Genomic DNA, 21,579 nt, shown 5'->3' with positions numbered 1-21,579 from the left:
GCCTCCTCGGCTTCGGTTCAGTTTGGTGGTGGGGATTTGACGGGTGACGCGGCGACAGGCTTGCCGCCGGCGGTGATGACGGTCGCGGGACCCTTGCCGCTCGCACGCATCGAGGGCGAGGACATCGCCGCGAACTTCTCGCGCTTCAGCCGCACCTGGATCATGTGCGGGCAGCGGTGATCGTCGTAATAGAGTTCCTGACAATGCATGCAGTAGATGCACTCGTTGACGTTGATGTGTCCCTCGGGGTGGATCGACTGCACCGGACATTCCTTTGCGCAGCGTTGGCAAGGTGACCCGCATTCTTCCCAGCGCCGGAGCCATTCGAACGTCCTGATGCGACCGGGGATCGCGAGCGCGGCGCCGAGCGGGCAGAGGTAGCGGCAGAAGAAGCGTTCGATGAAGAGGCCGATGACGAGCAGGGCGACTGCGTAGGTGACGAACGGCCAGCTCCGGGAAAACTTCAGGATGATTGCCGTCTTGAACGGCTCGACCTCGGCGAACCGCTCGGCCATATCGACCGAATAGAGCGACAGGCCGAACAGACCGAGGAAGATGATGTACTTGATCGGCCATAGCCGTTCGTGCAGCCCCCATGGCACCGTGATCTGCGGCACCTTCAGCCATTTTGCGGCCGTGTTGGTGAGCTCCTGAAGCGCGCCGAAGGGACATAGCCAGCCGCAGAACGGGCCGCGGCCCCAGAACAGAAGCCCGCCGGCCGTCGCCGCCCACAGGATGAAGATCAGCGGAGCTGCGAGGAAGAATTCCCACCTGAAGCCCGTTAGCAGCGCATTGATGAAGGTGACGACGTTGACGACGGAGAGCTGTGCGTTGGCGTACCAGCCGAGCCAGACCAGAACGAGGGCGAGGTATCCTCGCCGCACCCAGGTGTAGAACACCGGGCGGCGCACGAGCAGGTTCTGGAAGAAGAAGATGCCGGTGAGGGTGGCCAGCATGAACGCGGTGAAGCCGATCGAGACCGTGCTAGACCGCCAGATCCGCACCCAAAGCGGCTCGTCCGCTTCCGCTTCCGCGGGCGGCTTGGCTGCAGCTTGGGCCTGCGAAGCCGGAGGCGCCGCGCTCTCGGGCACCGTGACCGTACGCTGCTCGCGGCGTATGTAGCCGTCGGGCAGTGTATAGCTGATGTCGAAGGTCAGAAACGCCTTGTCGCGGCCGCCGAGACTCCGCTGCACCAGCAGCTGAACCTGCCATGGCTGCGTCGGATCGAGGGCAAATTCGGGCGGGGTGACGAACAGGCCGATCTCCCTGAACTCGGGCGCACCGACCGCCTCCAGTGCGCCAAGGCGGGTATGATTGCGGTCGCGGAATCGCGTGCTGTTGCCGTCCTGCAGGATCTCGATGCGATCGAAGATGCCGCCGCGCACATAGGCCGATCCCTTGAAGGAGTAGGGGCCGTTGCCGGCGACGACGACCGCTTGCTGGCCGGGCTTCAGGGCGTCCTTCAGCCGTCGATAGCCGTCCTCGCCGAGCAGGCTGCGGCCGATCGTGGGCGCGCTCACGAGCGCCACGTAGAGGTCGATGAAGGTGTCGCTGGCCTCACCCGGTTCGGGATACTGCGCCGCCGCCGCGCTGCCGGACTTCGCAAAGGCGTCGTTGACATCGCCGATACCGAGATGAAGCCGGCGTATCGAGCCGTCGCCGACGAGGCTTTCCCAGTCGCGGACTTCGCTGTGTTCGAGATCGAGTGTCTTGATGATTGGGGGCAGTGCTGCCGAAGCCGCCGCGCCGTCGCCGCCACCGACGCGACCGCTTCGAATTAGCTTGGACGCCGCGCGGACGATACTGTCGCCCATCACCAGCACGGTGACGGTTGCGCCGCTCACGATGTCGACCTGCGGCTGCTTCTCGGCACCGCTCGCGACCGGCTTCATGTCCTTGCCGATCAACGAGTTCACGGCCGCGACGATGCGCGCTTCCGGAATGCCGACCAGCACGATCGGCTCCTTATGATCGACGAGCTTGATGCCCGTGATGACGCCTTTCGGGTCGATGCCGGCCACCAGGTGAATTGGTTTACCCGAGTAGCCGACGGAATTGGCGAAATCGGAGTTGAGGAAGACAAAGCCCTGAAGCTGGTCGCCGCGGTATACCGGCACGATGGGCGGATCGCCTTGTGGCGGGCCGAACCGATCGGCTTCCGGAAAAAAGTCGGTGGGCGCGATCTTCGGCAGGTATGTCGGTAAATCACCGGCCGCGCATGCGGGCGAAATATATGTCACACACATCAGCAGCAAGCCTGCGAGCGCTAGCGCTGCACGCCTTGCGAAGGCGGTCGTGTCATTAGGGCGCTTCAACATATCGATTCAAATGCGATCTGCGCGACCGACCGGGTCGCGCGTGCTTTGAGACTCTTCGTCGATGATTTGTCGCCGCTGACGTGCAACACTCATCGCGTGCCACTGAATCTGTCAACCCCGCTGGTGAGATTTATAGCCGCACGTAACTGAAACAGAATTCTGCATCTGGAGCCCTTGGCATGCCATTCCTACGCACTTCATTACTCAGTGCTGAGCCCGCGGGTGTATTGAAGTCTCTCGACGAGCTCTTTGCGCTAGCGCATGCAATGGAGCAGGAGGCGGCCAAAAGGTATGATGCTCTTGCCGAGGAGATGCGCGGGCAGGGCAAGGATGATCTTGCAGACGTGTTCGCGAAGCTCGCGGCCGCCGAGCGCGAGCATGTCGACAGCGTCACGCGATGGTCGCAATCGCGGCGCGGCAAGAACCCGGATTCGGCCTTGGTGCGCTGGGAGGCGCCGGAGACGCTTGATCCCGAAGCTGCCGCCCAGGTGAGAACGTCGCGTCTGATGACGCCTTACCGCGCACTTGCAATGGCGGTCCGTAATGAGGAGCGCGCCTTTGCGTTCTGGTCCTATCTCGCCGCCTATTCCGATGACGCCGATGTCAAGAAGGCGTCCGAGGCAATGGCCAAGGAAGAACTCGGCCACGTCGCCACGCTGCGGAAGGAGAGGCGCCGTGCCTATCATCACGAGCACGACCGAAGCAGCGCCGACACCTCGACGCCCCGGCCGCCGCAGATCGATGCCAAACGGCTCGAGCTTCGCCTGGTTGCGCAACTTGGCGACATCGAACAACGCCTGACCGGGCCGGCCGCTGTCCGGACACGGGACATGCGCCAGCAGACAATCGAGATGGCCGCCGCCGCCGCCGGGCTCGGCAGCTTTCCAGCGTCGATGGAACAAAAGGATCCACTGGAGATCGCCGAAGCCCTGGTCGACGGCTACCTCGACGGCGCCGACCGGTCGAGCGACGCGGCCCATCTCGAAAGCCTGCAGCACCTGGCCGAGCGCGCAATCTCGAGACTGGCCTGGCTGAGATCGCTTGCGCCGAACTGACGCGCTTACGGCAACAATCAGAGCTGCCCGCATTCCAGAGCCGCATGACACGCAGCCGGGCACAGTGGCCAACAATGGCGATAGGGCCTAGTTCAAGTGAGATCTGACTGACGGGCCGCGTGCGGCTATAGCTCAATCCGTAATTCGCATAAGGTATATTATGGAATATATTTATATACAATAAGATCAGCTATTTAGGCGGAATACCTCTCACTGCACCTTTGCCCAAGCGTGATTTCAGTCCGGGCCTCGACTCCGCCCCGATGCTTGACGGCTACTGTGCATGGGGTTGTTTTTCAAATTTTGCAGCCGGTCCATCTCGCCGAAAGCCGATATTGCCGTGACCTTGTCCGGCTGCAATAAGCGAGACCTCGCGAGATCGCAGATGACCTTCAGGGCTTCCGTCCGTATAGGTTTGCGACTCAGAACAACAACAAACTTCCGAGGAAGCAGACCAATGGTCTTTTCAACGCGCTTTTCCCGACGCTCGCTTCTCAAGGCCTCCGCCGCAACCGCGGTCCTGGGCGGCATCGGTGCGCCCCATGTGGCCCGTGCCCAGAGCGCCGAGTTCACTTACAAATACGCCAATAACCTGCCTGATACCCATCCCATGAACGTCCGTGCCAAGGAGATGGCGGCGGCGATCAAGAGCGAGACCAACGGCAAGTTCGACCTCCAGATCTTCCCGAACAACCAGCTCGGGTCCGACACCGACATGCTGAGCCAGATCCGCTCGGGCGGCGTCGAGTTCTTCACTCTGTCCGGCCTGATCCTGTCGACCTTGGTGCCGGCGGCGTCCATCAACGGCATCGGCTTCGCGTTCCCGGACTATGACACGGTCTGGAAGGCCATGGACGGCGACCTCGGTGCCCATGTCCGCGGCGAGATCAAGAAGGCCGGCCTAGAGGTCATGGACAAGATCTGGGACAACGGCTTCCGCCAGACCACTTCGTCGAGCAAGCCGATCACCGGTCCGGACGACCTCAAGGGCTTCAAGATCCGCGTGCCGGTCTCACCGCTGTGGACCTCGATGTTCAAGGCGTTCGACGCGGCGCCCGCCTCGATCAATTTCAGCGAGGTCTATTCGGCGCTGCAGACCAAGATCGTCGAGGGCCAGGAGAATCCGCTGGCGATCATCTCGACTGCCAAGCTCTACGAGGTGCAAAAGTACTGCTCGCTGACCAACCACATGTGGGACGGCTTCTGGTTCCTGGCCAGCCGCCGCGCTTGGGAAAAGCTGCCGCAGGACGTGCGCACGATCGTCGCGAAGAACATCAATGCCGCCGCCGTCAAGGAGCGTGAGGATACCGCCAAGCTCAATGCCAGTCTGCAGCAGGAGCTCGCGACCAAGGGCCTGACCTTCAATCAGCCCACGGTGGCGCCGTTCCGCGACAAGCTGCGGACCGCCGGCTTCTATGCCGAGTGGAAGGGCAAGTATGGCGACCAGGCCTGGGACCTGCTGGAAAAGGCGGTCGGCAAGCTGTCGTAACCCGTTGGGGCCATCATGGCTCATGTCGAGGTCGAGGTGACCGCAGTGGTGGGCGAGGTGGCGTTTCAGTCCCCTCGCCGACCTTCCGTGCTGGCTTCGCTCGAGCGCGCGCTCGGTCTCGCCGTCGAAATCCCGGCGGCGATTCTGGTCATCGCCGAGATCGTGATCCTGTTTGCCGGCGTGGTCGCGCGCTACGGCCTGCACCGGCCGCTGATCTGGTCGGACGAGCTCGCCTCGATCCTGTTCCTGTGGCTCGCGATGCTGGGCGCCGCGGTTGCGTTCCGCCGCTCCGAGCACATGCGTATGACCGCGATCGTCGCCAGCGCGAGGCCGTCCATGCGGGCCTATCTCGATCTGGTCGCGACCACTGCGGCGCTGGCATTCCTGGTCCTGATCGTCTGGCCGGCCTGCGACTACGCCTATGAAGAAAGCTACATCACCACGCCGGCGCTGCAGATCTCGAACATGTGGCGCGCCGCCGCGCTGCCGGTTGGCATTGGCCTGATGGCCGCCTTTGCCTTGCTGCGGCTGCTGCGCGCGGCGGATTGGCGGACGGTGTCGGCGGCCGTCGTCACGGTTGCCGTCATCATCGGCCTGTTCTGGCTGGCGGAGCCGTTGCTACGGCCGCTCGGCAATCTCAACCTCGTCATCTTCTTCGTCGGCGTCGCCGGCTTCTGCGTCTTCGCCGGGGTTCCCATTGCGTTCGGCTTTGGCCTTGCGATCTTCGGCTATCTCGCGCTGACGACGCGGACGCCCGTGATGGTGCTGGTCGGTCGGATGGACGAGGGCATGAGCCACCTCATCCTGCTCTCGGTGCCGCTGTTCGTGTTCCTGGGCCTCTTGATCGAGATGACCGGCATGGCGCGGGCCATGGTGGCGTTTCTCGCGAGCCTGCTCGGCCATGTCCGCGGCGGCCTGCATTACGTGCTGGTCGGCGCCATGTACCTGGTCTCGGGCATATCAGGCGCCAAGGCCGCCGACATGGCAGCCGTCGCGCCCGTGCTGTTTCCGGAGATGAAACAGCGCGGCGCCAAGCCCGGCGATCTCGTCGCGCTTCTGGCAGCGACCGGAGCCCAGACCGAAACCATTCCGCCGAGCCTCGTGCTGATCACGATCGGCTCGGTCACCGGCGTCTCGATCGCCGCCCTGTTCACCGGCGGCCTCCTGCCCGGCGTCGTGCTCGCGATCACGCTCTGCATGCTGGTGTGGTGGCGCTACCGCCACGAGGACATGAGCCACGTCCGCCGCGCCACGGGCGGCCAGATCGGCAAGACCTTCGTCATCGCCCTACCCGCGCTCGCGCTGCCCTTCGTGATCCGCTACGCCGTGGTCGAGGGCATCGCGACGGCGACCGAGGTCTCCACCATCGGCATCGTCTATGGCGCCCTGGTCGGCCTCCTCGTCTACCGTCGCTTCGACTGGTCGCGGCTGTTTCCGATGCTGGTCGAGACCGCGGCGCTGTCCGGCGCCATCCTGCTGATCATCGGCACGGCGACCGGTATGGCCTGGGGCCTGACCCAATCCGGCTTCTCGCGCTCGCTGGCCGCGGCCATGACCGGATTGCCGGGGGGAGCGGCGACCTTCATCGCGGTGTCGATCCTGGCCTTCACCGTCCTCGGCAGCGTGCTGGAGGGCATCCCGGCGATCGTGCTGTTCGGGCCGCTGCTGTTTCCGATCGCCCGGGCCGTCGGCGTGCACGAGGTGCACTACGCCATGGTGATCATTCTCGCCATGGGTATTGGGCTATTCGCCCCGCCGTTCGGCGTCGGCTATTATGCGGCCTGCGCCATCGGACGCGTCGATCCGGCCGAGGGCATCCGCCCGATCTGGGGCTATCTTCTGGCGCTGCTGGTGGGATTGATCATCGTCGCAATCTTCCCCTGGATCTCGATCGGATTTCTTTGAGGCGTTTGACGGAGGGTGTCGATGAGTGAGCGGCAAAACCAGTACCATATCGGTCTCGACAAGACGCCCGCCAATTACGTTCCGCTCAGTCCCTTGAGCTTCCTCGCGCGCAGCGCCGCCGTCTATCCCGATCATGTCAGCACGGTCTATGAGGGCCGCAGCTTCACCTGGGCGCAGACCCATGAGCGCTGCAAGCGCTTTGCGTCCTGGCTCGCGCGCAAGGGCATCGGCGTCGGCGATACCGTGGCTGCGATGCTGCCGAACATCCCGGCGATGAACGAGGCGCATTTCGCCGTGCCCATGACCGGCGCCGTGCTCAACGCGCTCAACATCCGCCTCGATGCGCCCTCGATCGCATTCCAGCTCGATCACGGCGGCGCGAAGATCATCCTGGTCGATCCCGAGTTTTCGGGCGTGATCACCGATGCGCTGGCGCAGATGACGGGCACGAAGCCTTTGGTGGTCGATGTCGACGATGCATCGTTCAAGGGTGGCAGCCGCATCGGCGAGATCGAATATGAGGCGGCGGTTGCGCAAGGCGACTCCGATTTCGCGGCGATCACGCCGAGCGACGAATGGGACGCGATCGCGCTGAGCTACACCTCGGGCACGACCGGAAATCCCAAGGGCGTCGTCACCCATCACCGCGGCGCCTATCTCAACGCGGTCAGCAACATTCTTGCAGGCCAACTCGGCCAGCATCCGGTCTATCTCTGGACGCTGCCGATGTTCCATTGCAACGGCTGGTGCTTCCCCTGGACCATCGCGGCCGCGGCCGGCATCAATGTCTGCCTGCGCAAGGTCGAGCCGACCAGGATCTTCGAACTGATCAAGCAACACGGCGTCACCCACATGTGCGGTGCGCCGATCGTGTATAATGTGCTGATCAACGCCCCCGATGCGCCCAAGGGCAACGCCGCGCGCCGCGTCGTCGGCCTGATCGCGGGCGCCGCGCCGCCGGTCGCCGTGCTCGAAGGCGCCGAGAGCATCGGCATCAAGCTGACACACGTGTACGGCCTGACCGAGGTCTACGGCCCCGCCTCCGTCTGCGCCGAGCAGCCCGGCTGGGACGAGCTCCCGCCGGCCGAACGCGCGCGCATGAAGCGCCGGCAGGGCGTGCCCTACCCGCTCGAGGAAGGCGTCACCGTCATCGATCCGCAGACCATGCGGCAGGTGCCGCGCGACGGCGAGACCATCGGCGAGGTCATGTTCCGCGGCAACATCGTGATGAAGGGTTATCTCAAGAACGAGAAAGCGACCAAGGAAGCTTTCGAAGGCGGCTGGTTTCACACCGGCGATCTCGGCGTGCTCGACGAGCACGGCTACGTCATCATCAAAGACCGCTCCAAGGACATCATCATCTCCGGCGGCGAGAACATCTCCTCCGTCGAGGTCGAGGACATCCTCTACAAGCACCCGGCCGTGCTCTTCGCCGCCGTGGTGGCAAAGCCCGATCCGAAATGGGGTGAAGTGCCCTGCGCCTTCGTCGAACTGAAGGACGGCGCGACCGCCAGCGAAGCCGACATCATCGCGTTCTGCCGCAGCCACATGTCGGGCTTCAAGACGCCGAAGGCCGTCGTGTTCGGGCCCATCCCGAAAACGTCCACGGGCAAGATCCAGAAATTCCTGCTGCGCAACGAGGTCGGATCAGCCAAAGCGATCACGGCCTGAACATCGTCTGAAAGTCTTCCGCCCGCACGAGCATGGCGGGCGGAAGACGATGGTTTCACATCTTCTTGTAGGCGTCGACCACGGCCTCGCCATCGGCCCCCGCCTTCTTGAGCCAGTCGGTCGTGAGTTGTTCGCCGATCTTCTGGAAGCCGGCCTTCAACGCCGGGCTCGGCGGCTCGACCGTCATGCCTTTAGCCTTGAGCTGATCGATGTACCAGGTGCTCTTGTCCTGCCAGGCCTTCCAGCCACGGGTCTCCGCCGTTGCCGCCGCCTTGAGAATGGCCTCCTGGGTCGGCTTGTCGAGCGCGTCGAACGCGGCCTTGTTGACGAAGGTGTAGTCCTTGGGAATCCAGGCCTGCACGTCATAGAAGTACTTCAGCGACTCCCACGCCTTCGCGTCGTAGCCCGTGCCGCCCGACGACATGAAGGAATTCACCACGCCGGTCGCGAGCGCCTGCGGCAGTTCCGCAGCCTGGATCGTGACCGACTGCGCGCCGACCAGTTCGCCGATGCGTGCGGTACCGACGTTATAGGCCCGCCATTTCAGGCCCTTCATGTCTTCGATCGTGGCGAGCGGCTTGTTGACGTAGACCCCCTGCGGCGCCCACGGCACCACGAACAGCAGCTTGAGGCCCTGCGCATCGAGCTTCTTGGCGATCGCGGGCTTGGAGGCCTGATACAGCTTCATCGCGTCCGGGAAGCTGGTCGCAAGGAACGGGACGACGTCGATGCCGTACAGCGGATCCTCGTTCTCGTGGATCGAGAGCAGCACCTCGCCCATCTGCGCCTGCCCGGTCATCACCGCGCGCTTGATGTCCGGTGCCTTGAACAGAGAGGCGCCGGGATGAACCGTGATCTGGAGCTTGCCGGAGGTCGCGGCATCGACGTCCTTGGCGAAGGCGACGAGATTTTCGGAGTGCGGATTGTCCGCCGGATAAGCCGCCGGCAGATTCCATTTGGTCTGGGCCAAGGCGGGGGTCGCAATCGCCATAATGCCCGCGGCCAAGGACGCGCGGAATAAACGAGATATCATCGGACTTCTCCTCACATTCGATTGAATACGCTCAGTCTGGGAAAGCGAGCTTGGGCAAGAACATCACGATCTGCGGATACTCCGTGATGATGAACACCGCGGCGAGCAGCAGGACGAAGAACGGAAACGCCGCGCGCGCAACCGTGAACGTGTCGCGTCCGCTCATGTTCTGCAGCACGAACAGATTGAATCCGACCGGCGGCGTGATCTGCGCCATCTCGACGTGGATGATGAGGTAGACGCCGAACCAGACCAGGTCGAGACCGGCCTGCCTGACCATCGGCAGCACGATGACGGCGGTCAGGACGATCATCGAGATGCCGTCGATCAGGCAGCCCAGGATGATGTACATGATGCTCAGATACAGCGCGAGCATGCCCGGCGTAAGCTGCTGCCCCTGGACCCAGGTGGCGAGTGCCGCCGGAATGCCGGTATAGGCCATCGCAGCCGTGGTGTACGCCGCGCCTGCCAGGATCAGCATGATCATGCAGGTCAGGCGCGTTGCGCTCATGATGCTCTCGAGGAAGTTCTTGCGCGTGAGCGTGCCGCTCCACCACGCCAGCAGCAACGCGCCCGTAACACCCCACGCTGCGCATTCCGTGGCGGTCGCAAAGCCGAGCACGAGCGAAAGGAACACCGCCAGGATCAGCAGCAGGCAGGGCGCAAGCCGCGCCGACTCGCGCAGCTTCTGTCGGAACGGCATCGGCGGATCGCGCGGCGGAACCTTGTTGGGATTGAGCAGCGACCAGATGATGATGTAGCCCGAATAGAGCACCATCACGAGCACGCCCGGCAGGAAGCCGCCGAGGAACACCTGGAGCACCGAGACATTCGCCGTGACGGCGTAGACCACCATCGGGATCGACGGCGGGATCAGGAGGCCGAGCGTGCCTGAGCCCGCAAGCGATCCCAGGCTCAGGCCCTTGTCGTAGCCGCGCTTGTCGAGCTCGGGCAGCGCGATCTTGCCGATGGTCGCACAGGTCGCCGCTGAAGAGCCCGAGACCGCCGCGAAGATGCCGCAACCGATCACGTTCACATGGGTCAGACGCCCGGGCAGCCACTGAACCCAGGGCGACAGGCCCCGGAACATTTCCTCCGACAATTTGGTGCGGAAGAGGATCTCGCCCATCCAGATGAACAGCGGCAGCGCCGCCAGCGTCCAGGACGAACTGGCGCTCCAGGTCGTCGTCGCGAGCACGGCGCCGAGCGGCAGACTGGTCGTCAGCGCCATCGCCACGAAGCCGACGAGGCCCAGCGAGACCGCGATCCAGACGCCGCTTCCCAGCAGCAGGATCATGACGCCGAGCAGGACGAACGACAGCTCGATCATGCCGAGATTGGCCATGGTCAACCTCCGCCGCCCTGCGAGATGCGCTCGACGAACTCTTCCGGGGTCTCGTCCGGTGAGCCCTTTTCGTAGGTCGGCCGCTTGCCGCCGACGACCCCGACCATTTCATCGATGAGGGCGATCGACAGGATCGCAAGACCGCCGGCGAAGCCGAGCTGCGGGATCCAGAGCGGAAGCGGGACGACGCCCTGCGCCACATCGTTGAAGCGCCAGGAATCGTAGGTCATCTGCACCGCGTAGCGGGTGAAATAGAGGATGAAGGCGGTGGCAATACCGAGCGCCACGATCTCCGCGATCTGCTTGGTGCGTCCGTGCAGACGCTCCAGCAGCAGGCCGACGCGGATCATCTCTCCGCGCTTGAAGGTGTGTGCAAGACCGAGGAAAGCCATCGCGGCCATGCACCAGGATGCGAAATCATCACCGGCGGGAATGTTGATCGCAAATTGGCGTCCGACCGACATCGCCATCATGATTGCAAAGATCGCAACCATGAAGATGCCGGCAGCGTAGCCTGCCCCGAGATAAAGCAGATCCAGCGCGCGGCGCAGCGGTCCTCCCGTCGTTACGTCGTCCCCTGCCACGCAATCCCCATCCTCATAAGAGGCGGTCAGCCGACCCGGCGATCAATATCGCTCGTCACCGATCCTGCCTACCGCCCTTGCCCAACGCCTGTCTTTCAGACGTTAGATCAACATGATGCAGCCGATGCAAGCAAGGACTATGCCTGCCGGCGGCGGAATTTCTACCGCAGGTTCAGTGCGTCTCCAGCCGCAGCCCGTCAAAAGCGGGCACGACGCCTGCGGGGAGCGATTGCCGGATGACCTCGTAATCGACGTCGGCCGTCATGTTGGTGATGACCGCACGCTTCGGCTTGAACCGCTCGATCCAGGACAGCGCGTCGTTGATGCTGAAATGGCTGACATGGTTGGTGTAGCGCAGGCCGTCGACGATCCAGAGATCGAGGTTTTCCAGCGCACCCCAGCTCTCGCGCGGGATGTCGTTGAGATCGGGTGTGTAGGCTGCGTCCCCGATGCGGTAGCCGAGCGCGGGGATGTTGCCGTGCTGCACCAGAAAGGCCGTCATCGTGACGGCGCCGCCTTTCCCCAGAACGGTCTGGCTTTCGCCCGCCTCGATCGAATGCCGGGTCAGGATCGGCGGATAGTCGCTGCCCTCCGGCGAGATGAAGCAATAGGAGAACCGCGACAGGATGTCCTTGGCCGTCGACTGGTTGAAATAGGTCGGGATACGACGGCGCATGTGCATCACGACCGAACGCAGATCATCCATGCCGTGGGTCTGGTCGGCGTGCTCATGGGTCAGAAATACCGCGTCGATGTGATCGACATTGGTCGCGAGCAATTGCTCGCGCAGGTCCGGCGAGGTGTCGATCACGATGCGCGTGGTGCCGTGCTCGGACGTCCGTTCGACCAGCAGCGAGCAGCGGCGACGGCGGTTCTTTGGATTGCTGGGATCGCAGGCACCCCAGCCCAGTGCCGGGCGAGGCACGCCAGCGGAAGAGCCGCAGCCCAGGATCGTCAGCGTCAGCGTCATGTGGCTCCCAGTCCTATGCCTTCACCTTGGAAAACAGGCGGAAGAAGTTTTCGCTGGTCTGGCGCGAGATCTCGTCAAACGATACGCCGCGCGTCTCGGCCAGCACTTTCGCCACCTCGACCACATAAGCGGGCTCGTTGCGTTTACCCCGGAATTTGCCGGGCGCAAGATAAGGCGAGTCCGTTTCGACCAGGATGCGATCGGACGGCAATTCGGCCGCCAGCGCCCGCAAGGTCTCCGATTTCTTGAAGGTCAGGATGCCCGTGAAGCCAATATAGAGGCCGAGCGACACCGCCTTCAGCGCCAGCTCGCGCCTGCCGGTGTAACAATGCAGCACGGCGCGAAACGATCCCTTGGCCGCCTCCTCTTCCAGGATGCGCGCGCAGTCTGCGTCGGCTTCGCGGGTGTGGATCACCAACGGCAGGCCGGTGGTGCGCGCGGCGGCAATGTGGGCGCGAAAGCCCCTCGCCTGCGCCTCCGGCGAGCCATTGTCGTAGAAATAATCGAGCCCGGCTTCGCCGAGCGCGACGACCTTGGGATGCTCCGTGAACGCAACAAGCTCGTCCGGCGAAATGCCGTCCTCCTCATCCGCGTTGTGCGGATGAGTGCCGACCGAGCAATAGACGTCGTCGTAGCGCTCAGCGATGGCCAGAAGCTGATTGAGCTTTCGCACCCGAGTGGAGATCGTGACCATGCGACCGATGCCGGCCGCGCGCGCTCGCGACACGATCCCGTCGAGATCTTCCGCAAAGTCAGGAAAATCCAGATGGCAGTGGCTGTCGACAAGCATCGCGCAAAGGTCCTAGGCCGCCGGCTCGACATAGCGCGGGAATGCCGGCGTCGGCGCCGGCAGCGTCGAGCCGGGCGCGATCCGCTTGTCCCCACCGAGCATCGCGAAAGTGCGCTCGGTCTCGGGAATGCCGAGGCTGTCGAGCAGCAATCCCGAGGCGGTCGGCATCGCGGGCTGCGCCAGGATCGCGATCTGGCGTACGACTTCGGCGGTGACGTAGAGCACCGTCTTCTGCCTGACAGGATCGGTCTTGGCGAGCGCCCACGGCGCCTCGCCTGCGAAATAGCGGTTGGCCTCCGCGACCACGGCCCACACGGCGTTGAGCCAGTGATGGATCTGCTGCGTCGCCATGGCTGCGCGGGACGCGGCGACCATGCCGTCGGCCATCGCCAAAATCGCCTTGTCGTTGTCGCTGAACGCGCCGGGCTCGGGCAGCACGCCGCTGAACTGTTTTGCGATCATCGACAGCGAACGCTGCGCGAGGTTGCCGAGATCGTTGGCGAGGTCGGCGTTGATGCGCGCCACGATGGCCTCGTGGTTGTAATTGCCGTCCTGTCCGAACGGCACCTCGCGCAGGAAGAAATAGCGCACCTGGTCGACGCCGTACTGGTCGGCGAGGTTGAAGGGATCGACGACGTTGCCGACCGACTTCGACATCTTCTCGCCCCGGCTGAACAGGAAGCCGTGGGCGTACACCCGCTTCGGCAGCGGAATCCCCGCCGACAGCAGGAATGCCGGCCAGTACACTGCGTGGAAACGGATGATGTCCTTGCCGATGATGTGCACATCGGCCGGCCAATAGCGCCAGTTCTTGTCGCTCTCGTCGGGGAAACCGACGCCGGTGATGTAGTTGGTCAGCGCGTCGACCCAGACATACATCACGTGCTCTTCATCGCCGGGGACCTTGACGCCCCAATCGAACGTAGTGCGCGAGATCGAGAGATCACGCAGGCCGCCTTTGACGAAGCTCACCACCTCGTTCTTGCGGGAATCCGGCCCGATGAAGTCGGGCTGATCCGCGTAAAGCTGCAACAGCTTGTCCTGGTAGGCCGACAGGCGGAAGAAATAGCTCTTCTCCTCGACCCATTCGACCGGCGTGCCCTGCGGGCCGAGCCGGACGCCCTCATCGTTTAAGCGCGTCTCGTCCTCGGCGTAATAAGCCTCGTCCCGCACGGAATACCAGCCGGCATAGACGTCGGCATAGATATCGCCGTTGGCCTCCATCCGCCGCCAGATCTCCTGGCTGGAGCGATGATGCTGCTCCTCGGTGGTGCGGATGAAACGGTCGAACGACACATTCAGACGCTCGTCCATCTCCTTGAAGCGACCGGCATTGCGGGTCGCGAGCGCCGAGACGGACATGTTCTCGCCGGCGGCCGTCTGCACCATCTTCTGGCCGTGCTCGTCAGTGCCGGTCAGGAAGAACACGTCCTTGCCGTCGAGCCGCGCAAAGCGCGCCAGCACGTCGGTCGCGATGGCCTCATAGGCATGGCCGATATGCGGGACACCGTTGGGATAGGCGATGGCGGTCGTGATGTAGAAGACGTTGTCGCGCGCGGGTGCGGCAACGGGTGCGCGGACTTGCGGAGCTGCGACAGGCTTCGGCGCAGGCTGTACCTCAGCCTTCGACACTTTGGGCTTCGACACTTTGGGCTTAACAGCCCCCTGCGGGGCAGCGACAGGGGCCGGCGTGGCGATCACTGCAGCCGCAGTCACCTTGGCCTTCCTGGCCACTTTCTTCGCGGGAGCTTTCGCCGGCTTTTTGACCGCTTTCTTCGCCGCCTTCTTGGCGACGGCCGACTTCTTGGCGGCCTGCTTGCTGGCCTTCTTTACGGTCTTCGCGGCGCTCTTCTTCACGCCCTTCTTGACGGCAGCCTTCTTCGCCTTAGCGGCCTTCTTGCCCGTCTTGGCAGCTTTGCGCGCAAGCCCTTTCACAGCCTTCTTCGCGGCTTTCTTGACGGCTTTCTTCGCAGCCTTCTTCTTGCCCTTGCCGGTTTTCTTAGCTCGCGTTGCCACGACGAATTCCTTTTGTCGGATTCTCAAAAATCTGGAAACGAACCTGCGTCAGGTCGTTGCTTTGCGCATGATCGTTTCGGAAAACCGCTCTGCACTTTACCGGATCATGCTTCAGCGCGTCGCGTCCGCCAACCAGCCGAACACCGAGAAAACCAGGGGCTTGCGCTCCAGATTGTAGGTTTCGGTGTCGCGCGCGGCGCGGACGATCTTTTCCCATACCTCGGCTAGGCGCGCAAGGCGCGGCAGGTTCTGGTTGGCATTGGCGTCGTCCGCATGCAGGCGCTCCGCGATCCAGCGGTCGATGCCGTCGATGAAGGCGCCGAGCGCGACGCGGTCGTTGGTGGGAAGCGAATCGCCGAGCGTGTGCAGCTCGCGCGGATCGACCTGCGGCAGTCGCGCCAGCATCGCCGCCGTGCGCTGCTGCAGCTTCAGCGCATCGCCGCCGAGCAGCGTCAGCGCCCGTGCAACGCTGCCCTCGGAGGCCTCTGCGGCCTCGCGCAGCGCAGGATCGTTCGGATCGAGCTCGGCCGCCGAAGCCGCCGCCCCGATCACGTCATTCGTGGCCAGCGATCGCAGGCGGAGCTTGCGACAGCGCGACTGGATCGTGGCGAGCACGCGTGCGGGCGCGTGGCTTACCAACAGGAACAGCGATTGCTGCGGCGGTTCCTCGAGGATTTTCAGCAGCGCGTTGGCCGCGTTCGGATTGAGCTCGTCGACGGTGTCGACGACGCAGACGCGCCAGCCTTCGGCCGCGGCAGTCGAGCCGAAGAAGCCGATGGTCTCGCGCGTCTCGTCCACGGTGATCACGGTGCGCATCACGCCGCGGTCGTTGGCGGTACGCTCCAGCGTCAACAGGCCGCCATGCGAGCCGGCCGCCACCTGCCGCGCCACGGCGTCATCAGGATCGATCGCGAGGTCTTCGGCGCGCTGCACGGCGGGCGCCAGCGGTTGGCCATGGGCGAGCACGAAGCGCGCAATGCGATAGGCCAGCGTCGCCTTGCCGATGCCTTGCGGCCCGCCGATCAGCCAGGCGTGAGGAATCCGCCCGCTGCGATAGGCCGCCAGCAGCGCGCTCTCGGCCTCGCGATGGCCGAACAGCTTCGATGTCTCACGCGGATGCGGAATGGCGCTTTCACGCTCGGTCTGACGCGGACTCATGCGGAGACCACCGAGGCTGGTGTGGGAAGCAGACGGTCGCGCAGCACCGTCCAGACTCGGCCTGCGACCGTGTCAGGGTCGGAATTGGCGTCGATCAGCACGCAGCGCGCCGGATCGTCCGCGGCAATCTTGCGATACGCCTCGCGCAAGCCTTGGTGAAAACCGAGCTTCTCGCCCTCGAACCGGTCGGGCGTGGCGCTGCCGCGGCGGGTGGCGGCGCGCTGCAGGCCGATCTCGACCGGCAGATCGAGGATGATAGTGAGGTCCGGCTTGAGATCGCCGATCGTGACCCGCTGCATCGCGTTGATCAGGCCCTCAGGCACTTGGCCGAGGCTGCCCTGATAGGCCCGCGTCGAGTCGGCGAAGCGGTCGCACAGCACCCAAGTGCCCTGGTTGAGCGCGGGCAGGATAACGGTGCGGACATGGTCATCGCGCGCGGCGGCAAACAGCAGCGTCTCCGCCTCGGGACCGAGCAGCCTGCCCATGCCCGACAACACCAGATGACGCATGATCTCCGCACCCGGCGAGCCGCCCGGCTCCCGCGTGACGCGGATGCGCAACTTTGCCGCCTTGAGACGGTCGGCAAGCTTCTTGATCTGGGTCGACTTGCCCGTACCCTCGCCGCCTTCAAAGGTGATGAAGCGTCCGCGTCCGGACGGCCGCTGTCCCGCGCTCTCAGTCATGATCAGAGCTTCTCGGCGCCTGCGCGGAACATGCCGATCACGAGCTCGCTGGCGCCGTCGACCGCGCGTCGCACGGTCGAGCCGGTGCCGATGGCTTCGGCCGCATAGACCGGCGTTTCCACCGCGATGTTGCCGCTGCGCCAGACCCGGACCACGCCGACCTGCTGGCCGGCCTCGACCGGCGCCCGCACCGGGCCGCTATAGACCACGCGCGCAATCAGCTTGTCGCTGCCGTTCTTGTGCACCATCACCTTCACCGGAGTCTTGGCGACGAGCCTGACCGAGCGGCTCTCGCCGCCGAACACCTTGGCGTAGCCGACGGGCTGCTCGGCCGCGATCAGGGTGCGGGTCTCGAAGTTGCGGAAACCCCATTCCAGCATCTTTTTGGCTTCCGTGGCGCGATCTTCGGGGTCTTCCAGCCCGTTGACCACGACGATCAGCCGCGTGCCATTCTGCACCGCCGAGCCGACCATGCCGTAGCCGCCTTCCTTGGTGTAGCCGGTCTTCAGCCCGTCGGCGCCCTCCATCGAATTGAGCAGCGGATTGCGGTTGGGCTGACGGATCTTGTTCCAGGTGTATTCCTTCTCGCCGAACAGTTTGTAGAACTCCGGAAAGTCCAGGATGATGTGCCGGGCGAGCACGCCGAGCTCGCGCACCGTCATCTTGTTGCCGGGGTCGGGCAAGCCGTTGGAGTTGCCGAAGGTCGACTTGGTCATGCCGAGCTCGCGGGCACGCTTGGTCATGAAGTCGGATGCGAAGATTTTCTCGTTGCCGGCCATGGCTTCGGCGAGCGCGATGCACGCATCGTTGCCGCTCTGGATGATCGCGCCGTGCAGGAGGTCGTCGACTGAGACCTTGCTGTTGATGGCGGCGAACATGGTCGAGCCGCCCGAGGGGGCCCCGCCCCTGCGCCAAGCGTTCTCGCTGATCCGGTATTCGTCGGTCAGCTTGATGTCGCCCTTCTTGATGGCATTGAAGACGACCTCGGCCGTCATCAGCTTCATCATGCTGGAGGGCGCGCGCAGCTCGTCGGCGTTCTTCTCGAACAGCACGCTACCGCTCGAGGCCTCGATCAGGATTGCAGTCGGAGCATCGCCGTCGAAGCCGGCATCCTCCGTCTTCTTGGCTCCTTGGACGCTCTGGTTGGCCGCATAAAGAACCCCGCCCCAGCCGATCCCCGCCACCACAGCAGCGGCGACAAGCCCGCGCGCCATCGCTGCGGCGGTGAACCGGGTGCGATGGAACGAAAAAAGACGAAATGCCATGGCCAAGCCCTGAGAGCGGCGTTCTAACAGTTGGAACCGGTGCGAACAACACGGCGATGACGCCTGCCGTGAGATTGCACGATTCTCGCCGCGCCCCTATCGTGGTGTCTTATGTTTCTCGACCAAACCCCTGAAACAAGGCGGAAAAGCGATGTCTTCCACCCGCATGATCAAGGCCAACGGCATCGATCACTTCATCCGCGAAGCCGGCCAGGGTCCGCTGGTGGTGCTGTGCCATGGCTGGCCGGAGCTGTCCTATTCGTGGCGCCATCAGATCGGGGCGCTCGCCGAGGCCGGGTTTCATGTCGTCGCCCCCGACATGCGCGGCTATGGCCAGAGTTCGGCGCCGCCGGACGCCGCGGCCTACTCGATCTTCGATACGGTCGGCGACGTCGTCGGCCTCGTGCAGGCGCTCGGTGAGACCAAGGCGATGGTGGTCGGACATGATTGGGGCGCGCCGGTCGCCTGGCACGCGGCGCTGTTCCGGCCCGACATCTTCACGGCGGTGGCGGGCCTGAGCGTGCCGCCGCCGTTCCGCGGACGCGGCAAGCCGCTCGACCTCTTGCGCCAAGGCGGCGTCACCAATTTCTACTGGCAGTACTTCCAGGCGCCCGGCGTCGCCGAGGCCGAACTGGAACGCGACGTCAACCGCACGATGCGCATCGTGCTTGGGGGGCGCGGCCTCGCCGATCCCAGCGCCGCCATGTTCGTGCAGGAGGGCAAGGGCTTCCTCGGCCACGCGACTACCGATGAGCCGCTGCCGGGCTGGCTGAGCGAGACTGACCTCGCCTATTTCACCGAAAGCTTCCGCAAGTCCGGCTTTCGCGGTGGACTGAACTGGTACCGCAACCTCGACCGCAATTGGGAGCTGACGGCGCCCTGGCAGGATGCGCAGATCCGTCAGCCCTCACTGTTCATCGCCGGCTCCAAGGACGCCGTCATCACCGGCCTGATCGGCGCCAAGCGCGTCAACGAGCTCGAGCGCGTGCTCCCCAACCTGAAGCGAAAGCTGATCATCGAGGGCGCCGGCCATTGGGTCCAGCAGGAACGGCCCGACGAGGTGAATGCGGCGCTGATAAACTTCCTGAAGGAAAGCGCGGTCTAATAGAGCCCGCGGCCGCTCAGGATGCTGCGGGCCTCGGCAGCACCGTCGGCCGACGCGGAAGCGCTCTCCGCGGCATAGCGGCCGTCTTCCTCATACGACACGGCGCGGGCGTTATGGACCGCCCGGCCCCGGCCGCGGCTCGAGGCCGACATTTCCGAGGTCGCATTGAGCGAAGCCATGTCGGCTGAGGTCGTGCCGAGATTATACGGCCGTCCCTCCGGCATCGGCACGTCGCCGCGAATGGCACCGCGGCTCGATCCCGGCAATTCCGGCACGAACGGCTTGGCCGAGGCGACCCGGACCATCGAAGGCGACGGTGCCGGAACGCCGGTCCGCAGGGTTGCCAGAAGCTGGCGGTCGTCGGAGCCTTCGAGCGGCGCCCGGCCGACATATTCGACGCGGACCCTGGCGACGCCATTGCCTTTGAATTCAAGCAGTTCGGCGGCCTTGTTCGAGACATCGATGAGGCGGTTGCCGTGATAGGGCCCGCGGTCGTTGACGCGCACGATCAGCGACTTGCCGTTCGAGACGTTGGTCACCCGCGCATAGGACGGCATCGGCAGGGTCGGATGCGCCGCGGTCAGCGAGGTCATGTCGAACACTTCGCCATTGGCGGTCAGGCGGCCGTGGAAGTCGTCGCCGTACCAGGACGCCATGCCCTCGGCGCGGTAGTTGACGTCCTCCTCCGGCACGTAGGTCTTACCCGCCACGACATAGGGCTTGCCGACGCGGTAGGTGCCGCCGCCCTTCGGGACCGGCTCCCCGAAAGCCACGACCCGGGGGCTCGAGGACACGCCGTATTTCGGATCGACGCGGCTGGCGAACTTGTTGGACGAGGCGCAATTGGCCAGCGCAAGGCAGGTTGCGACCGCCGCAACACCACGTGCGGTCCGTAAAACCGAATCTGACCGTCGGATCCCCATGCGCCCCAAATACCACTTTGCCGGAGGCGTACCCAATCCGCTTTGGCGACGGGGAGCGCTGACCGATCCTTTGATCCGAGACGGCCCACCACCGCGTCGGAAGCGGTAACGATAACGCAACCCGAACACGGCGGAAATGGGGAGCGCACAGCGATCCCGCCGGGATGGTAAACAGGACGTTCGCATTTTTCCGTTGTTCTACGGAGCGATAGCGCCTGCTCTGTGCCACGGCTGGACATTCTGTTGCGCCAAATCCTCACTCCACCCCCATTGTCGCCGGCTTCACTGGAATTCTTTTGACTGTGCAAGGCCGTCCGCGTTCTCTCGGATGCAAGGGCGGGATTTGGAATTTAACGATGATCGAGACGGTTTCGGCACTGATGGGTTTGGTAAGCGCGGGAATCTTTCTGGCCCATGCGTTTGAAGGCTACCGCACGAGGGCCTGAGGGCACTCGCGCGAGAGGCAAGCATCACCTCTTTCAAGACGGCGCGTCGGACAATTTTGATCGGTCCGACCGAGCATCGAAGACGAGAGCGGCAGGTGTCCCATGCGCAACCATGACCTGGTATCTGACGGCTTCCTGGCATTGACAGCCAGCGGTTTGGTCCTGCTCTGCTCGAGCCTCGTGGCGCTGGCGTTCGCCTGAGCGCCGCTTCTTTCCTCTCCGGCACGGCTGCACCGGGGCGCTGCATTCGTCGATGTCACGCTCCCATTCTGTCGATTGAATTTCCGCGTTCGGTGCCTCGACTCATGTCCAGAGGCCATCACCAATTGGGGTGACGCACATGCTTGCCGAGAAATTCTTCCTGGTCCTGGAATCCCTGATCCGCGGCGACCGCACCTATCCGGACGGAAGCCCCCGGATCATCAGCACCTCCCCCCACGTACCGGTCAGGCTGCCGGCGCAGAAATAGCCGGCGTCACGCGCTACTCAGCGCAGGCCCAGCAGGGAGCGGCGATAGAGGCCCTCGCGGGCTTCGTTCAGGCAGACGAAGCTGCCCTCGAACCCCTGGCCATATCGCTTCTGCCCCTTGCGGTAGTAGATGCCTTTGCGGAAATCGAGCCAGACCACCTTGTCGTGCGGACAATGACGCTGCGCCTGTGCCTCGTAGCGAAACGGTGTAAGCGGTGTCGCCGAGACTTCCGCAGAGCCGGCGCCGGCCATGATCGCGCCCGCGAGCGCGATCCCGCCGGACCATCTGCCAAAGCCGCTCCTCGTCATTCCCCGCCTCTCGATCCCGGCCGGCGCGCGATGGCCGTCCGGTACG

18 protein-coding genes are annotated in these 21,579 nt (G+C 64.3%); 6 read left to right on the top strand and 12 right to left on the bottom strand.

Annotated features, from left to right (window positions below; genetic code table 11):
* Nucleotides 1-17: 17 nt before the first annotated feature.
* Complete coding sequence (locus tag C7G42_RS20165; protein ID WP_245427846.1) at nucleotides 18-2,246, bottom strand: NosR/NirI family protein; 2,229 nt, start codon at nucleotides 2,244-2,246, stop codon at nucleotides 18-20.
* Between the two features lie 251 nt (nucleotides 2,247-2,497).
* Here C7G42_RS20165 and C7G42_RS20160 point away from each other — a divergent pair, with 251 nt between their 5' ends.
* From C7G42_RS20160 to C7G42_RS20145, 4 genes are all read left to right on the top strand, one after another.
* Nucleotides 2,498-3,373, top strand: coding sequence for a ferritin-like domain-containing protein (locus C7G42_RS20160; RefSeq protein WP_106950708.1), 876 nt, complete (start codon nucleotides 2,498-2,500; stop codon nucleotides 3,371-3,373).
* Nucleotides 3,374-3,830: 457 nt separating this feature from the next.
* Nucleotides 3,831-4,862 (top strand): TRAP transporter substrate-binding protein, encoded by a 1,032-nt coding sequence (locus C7G42_RS20155; RefSeq protein WP_106950707.1) that lies wholly within the window; start codon nucleotides 3,831-3,833, stop codon nucleotides 4,860-4,862.
* 15 nt (nucleotides 4,863-4,877) lie between these two features.
* Nucleotides 4,878-6,767, top strand: coding sequence for a TRAP transporter large permease (locus tag C7G42_RS20150; RefSeq protein WP_106950706.1), 1,890 nt, complete (start codon nucleotides 4,878-4,880; stop codon nucleotides 6,765-6,767).
* A 21-nt stretch (nucleotides 6,768-6,788) separates the two neighbouring features.
* Complete coding sequence (locus tag C7G42_RS20145) at nucleotides 6,789-8,438, top strand: acyl-CoA synthetase (RefSeq protein ID WP_199581018.1); 1,650 nt, start codon at nucleotides 6,789-6,791, stop codon at nucleotides 8,436-8,438.
* Nucleotides 8,439-8,493: 55 nt separating this feature from the next.
* Here C7G42_RS20145 and C7G42_RS20140 read toward each other — a convergent pair whose 3' ends face one another.
* From C7G42_RS20140 to C7G42_RS20100, 9 genes are all read right to left on the bottom strand, one after another.
* Complete coding sequence (locus tag C7G42_RS20140) at nucleotides 8,494-9,471, bottom strand: TRAP transporter substrate-binding protein (protein WP_106950704.1); 978 nt, start codon at nucleotides 9,469-9,471, stop codon at nucleotides 8,494-8,496.
* A gap of 31 nt (nucleotides 9,472-9,502) precedes the next feature.
* Nucleotides 9,503-10,816, bottom strand: coding sequence for a TRAP transporter large permease (locus C7G42_RS20135; protein WP_106950703.1), 1,314 nt, complete (start codon nucleotides 10,814-10,816; stop codon nucleotides 9,503-9,505).
* A gap of 2 nt (nucleotides 10,817-10,818) precedes the next feature.
* Entirely contained in the window at nucleotides 10,819-11,367 is a 549-nt protein-coding gene (locus C7G42_RS20130) for a TRAP transporter small permease (RefSeq protein ID WP_199581060.1), read from the bottom strand.
* Between the two features lie 205 nt (nucleotides 11,368-11,572).
* Complete coding sequence (locus C7G42_RS20125) at nucleotides 11,573-12,370, bottom strand: MBL fold metallo-hydrolase (protein WP_106950701.1); 798 nt, start codon at nucleotides 12,368-12,370, stop codon at nucleotides 11,573-11,575.
* A gap of 13 nt (nucleotides 12,371-12,383) precedes the next feature.
* Nucleotides 12,384-13,160, bottom strand: a complete 777-nt coding sequence (locus C7G42_RS20120) for a TatD family hydrolase (protein WP_106950700.1) — start codon at nucleotides 13,158-13,160, stop codon at nucleotides 12,384-12,386.
* 12 nt (nucleotides 13,161-13,172) lie between these two features.
* Nucleotides 13,173-15,176, bottom strand: coding sequence for a methionine--tRNA ligase (gene metG / locus C7G42_RS20115; RefSeq protein ID WP_106950699.1), 2,004 nt, complete (start codon nucleotides 15,174-15,176; stop codon nucleotides 13,173-13,175).
* Nucleotides 15,177-15,287: 111 nt separating this feature from the next.
* Nucleotides 15,288-16,334 carry a DNA polymerase III subunit delta' gene (locus tag C7G42_RS20110; RefSeq protein WP_106950698.1) on the bottom strand — a complete coding sequence of 349 codons (1,047 nt, stop codon included), beginning with the start codon at nucleotides 16,332-16,334 and terminating at the stop codon, nucleotides 15,288-15,290.
* Nucleotides 16,331-17,017 (bottom strand): dTMP kinase, encoded by a 687-nt coding sequence (gene tmk, locus C7G42_RS20105; protein WP_106950697.1) that lies wholly within the window; start codon nucleotides 17,015-17,017, stop codon nucleotides 16,331-16,333. Before tmk ends, C7G42_RS20110 begins: the two co-directional genes overlap by 4 nt.
* 2 nt (nucleotides 17,018-17,019) lie before the next feature.
* The gene (locus tag C7G42_RS20100; RefSeq protein ID WP_199581017.1) at nucleotides 17,020-18,282 is read right to left on the bottom strand and encodes a D-alanyl-D-alanine carboxypeptidase family protein; all 1,263 of its coding nucleotides are present in this window, start codon (nucleotides 18,280-18,282) and stop codon (nucleotides 17,020-17,022) included.
* A gap of 151 nt (nucleotides 18,283-18,433) precedes the next feature.
* On the opposite strand from C7G42_RS20100, the gene C7G42_RS20095 reads away from it, so the two are divergent.
* Nucleotides 18,434-19,387 (top strand): alpha/beta fold hydrolase, encoded by a 954-nt coding sequence (locus C7G42_RS20095; protein WP_106950695.1) that lies wholly within the window; start codon nucleotides 18,434-18,436, stop codon nucleotides 19,385-19,387.
* Here the strand turns inward: C7G42_RS20095 and C7G42_RS20090 are convergent.
* Nucleotides 19,384-20,310: a septal ring lytic transglycosylase RlpA family protein gene (locus tag C7G42_RS20090; protein WP_106950694.1), complete on the bottom strand. Its 927-nt coding sequence runs from the start codon at nucleotides 20,308-20,310 to the stop codon at nucleotides 19,384-19,386. The genes C7G42_RS20095 and C7G42_RS20090 overlap by 4 nt on opposite strands.
* A gap of 786 nt (nucleotides 20,311-21,096) precedes the next feature.
* Here C7G42_RS20090 and C7G42_RS36135 point away from each other — a divergent pair.
* Complete coding sequence (locus C7G42_RS36135) at nucleotides 21,097-21,225, top strand: hypothetical protein (RefSeq protein ID WP_283809852.1); 129 nt, start codon at nucleotides 21,097-21,099, stop codon at nucleotides 21,223-21,225.
* 17 nt (nucleotides 21,226-21,242) lie between these two features.
* Here C7G42_RS36135 and C7G42_RS20080 read toward each other — a convergent pair whose 3' ends face one another.
* The gene (locus C7G42_RS20080) at nucleotides 21,243-21,533 is read right to left on the bottom strand and encodes a hypothetical protein (protein WP_106950693.1); all 291 of its coding nucleotides are present in this window, start codon (nucleotides 21,531-21,533) and stop codon (nucleotides 21,243-21,245) included.
* Nucleotides 21,534-21,579 lie beyond the last annotated feature (46 nt).

Origin of the sequence: Bradyrhizobium sp. MOS003 (assembly GCF_003020125.1) — a bacterium.
Taxonomy (GTDB): Bacteria; Pseudomonadota; Alphaproteobacteria; order Rhizobiales; family Xanthobacteraceae; genus Bradyrhizobium.
The sequence above is the reverse complement of the archived record's forward strand: the minus strand, read 5'-3'. Positions and strand labels throughout refer to the sequence as shown.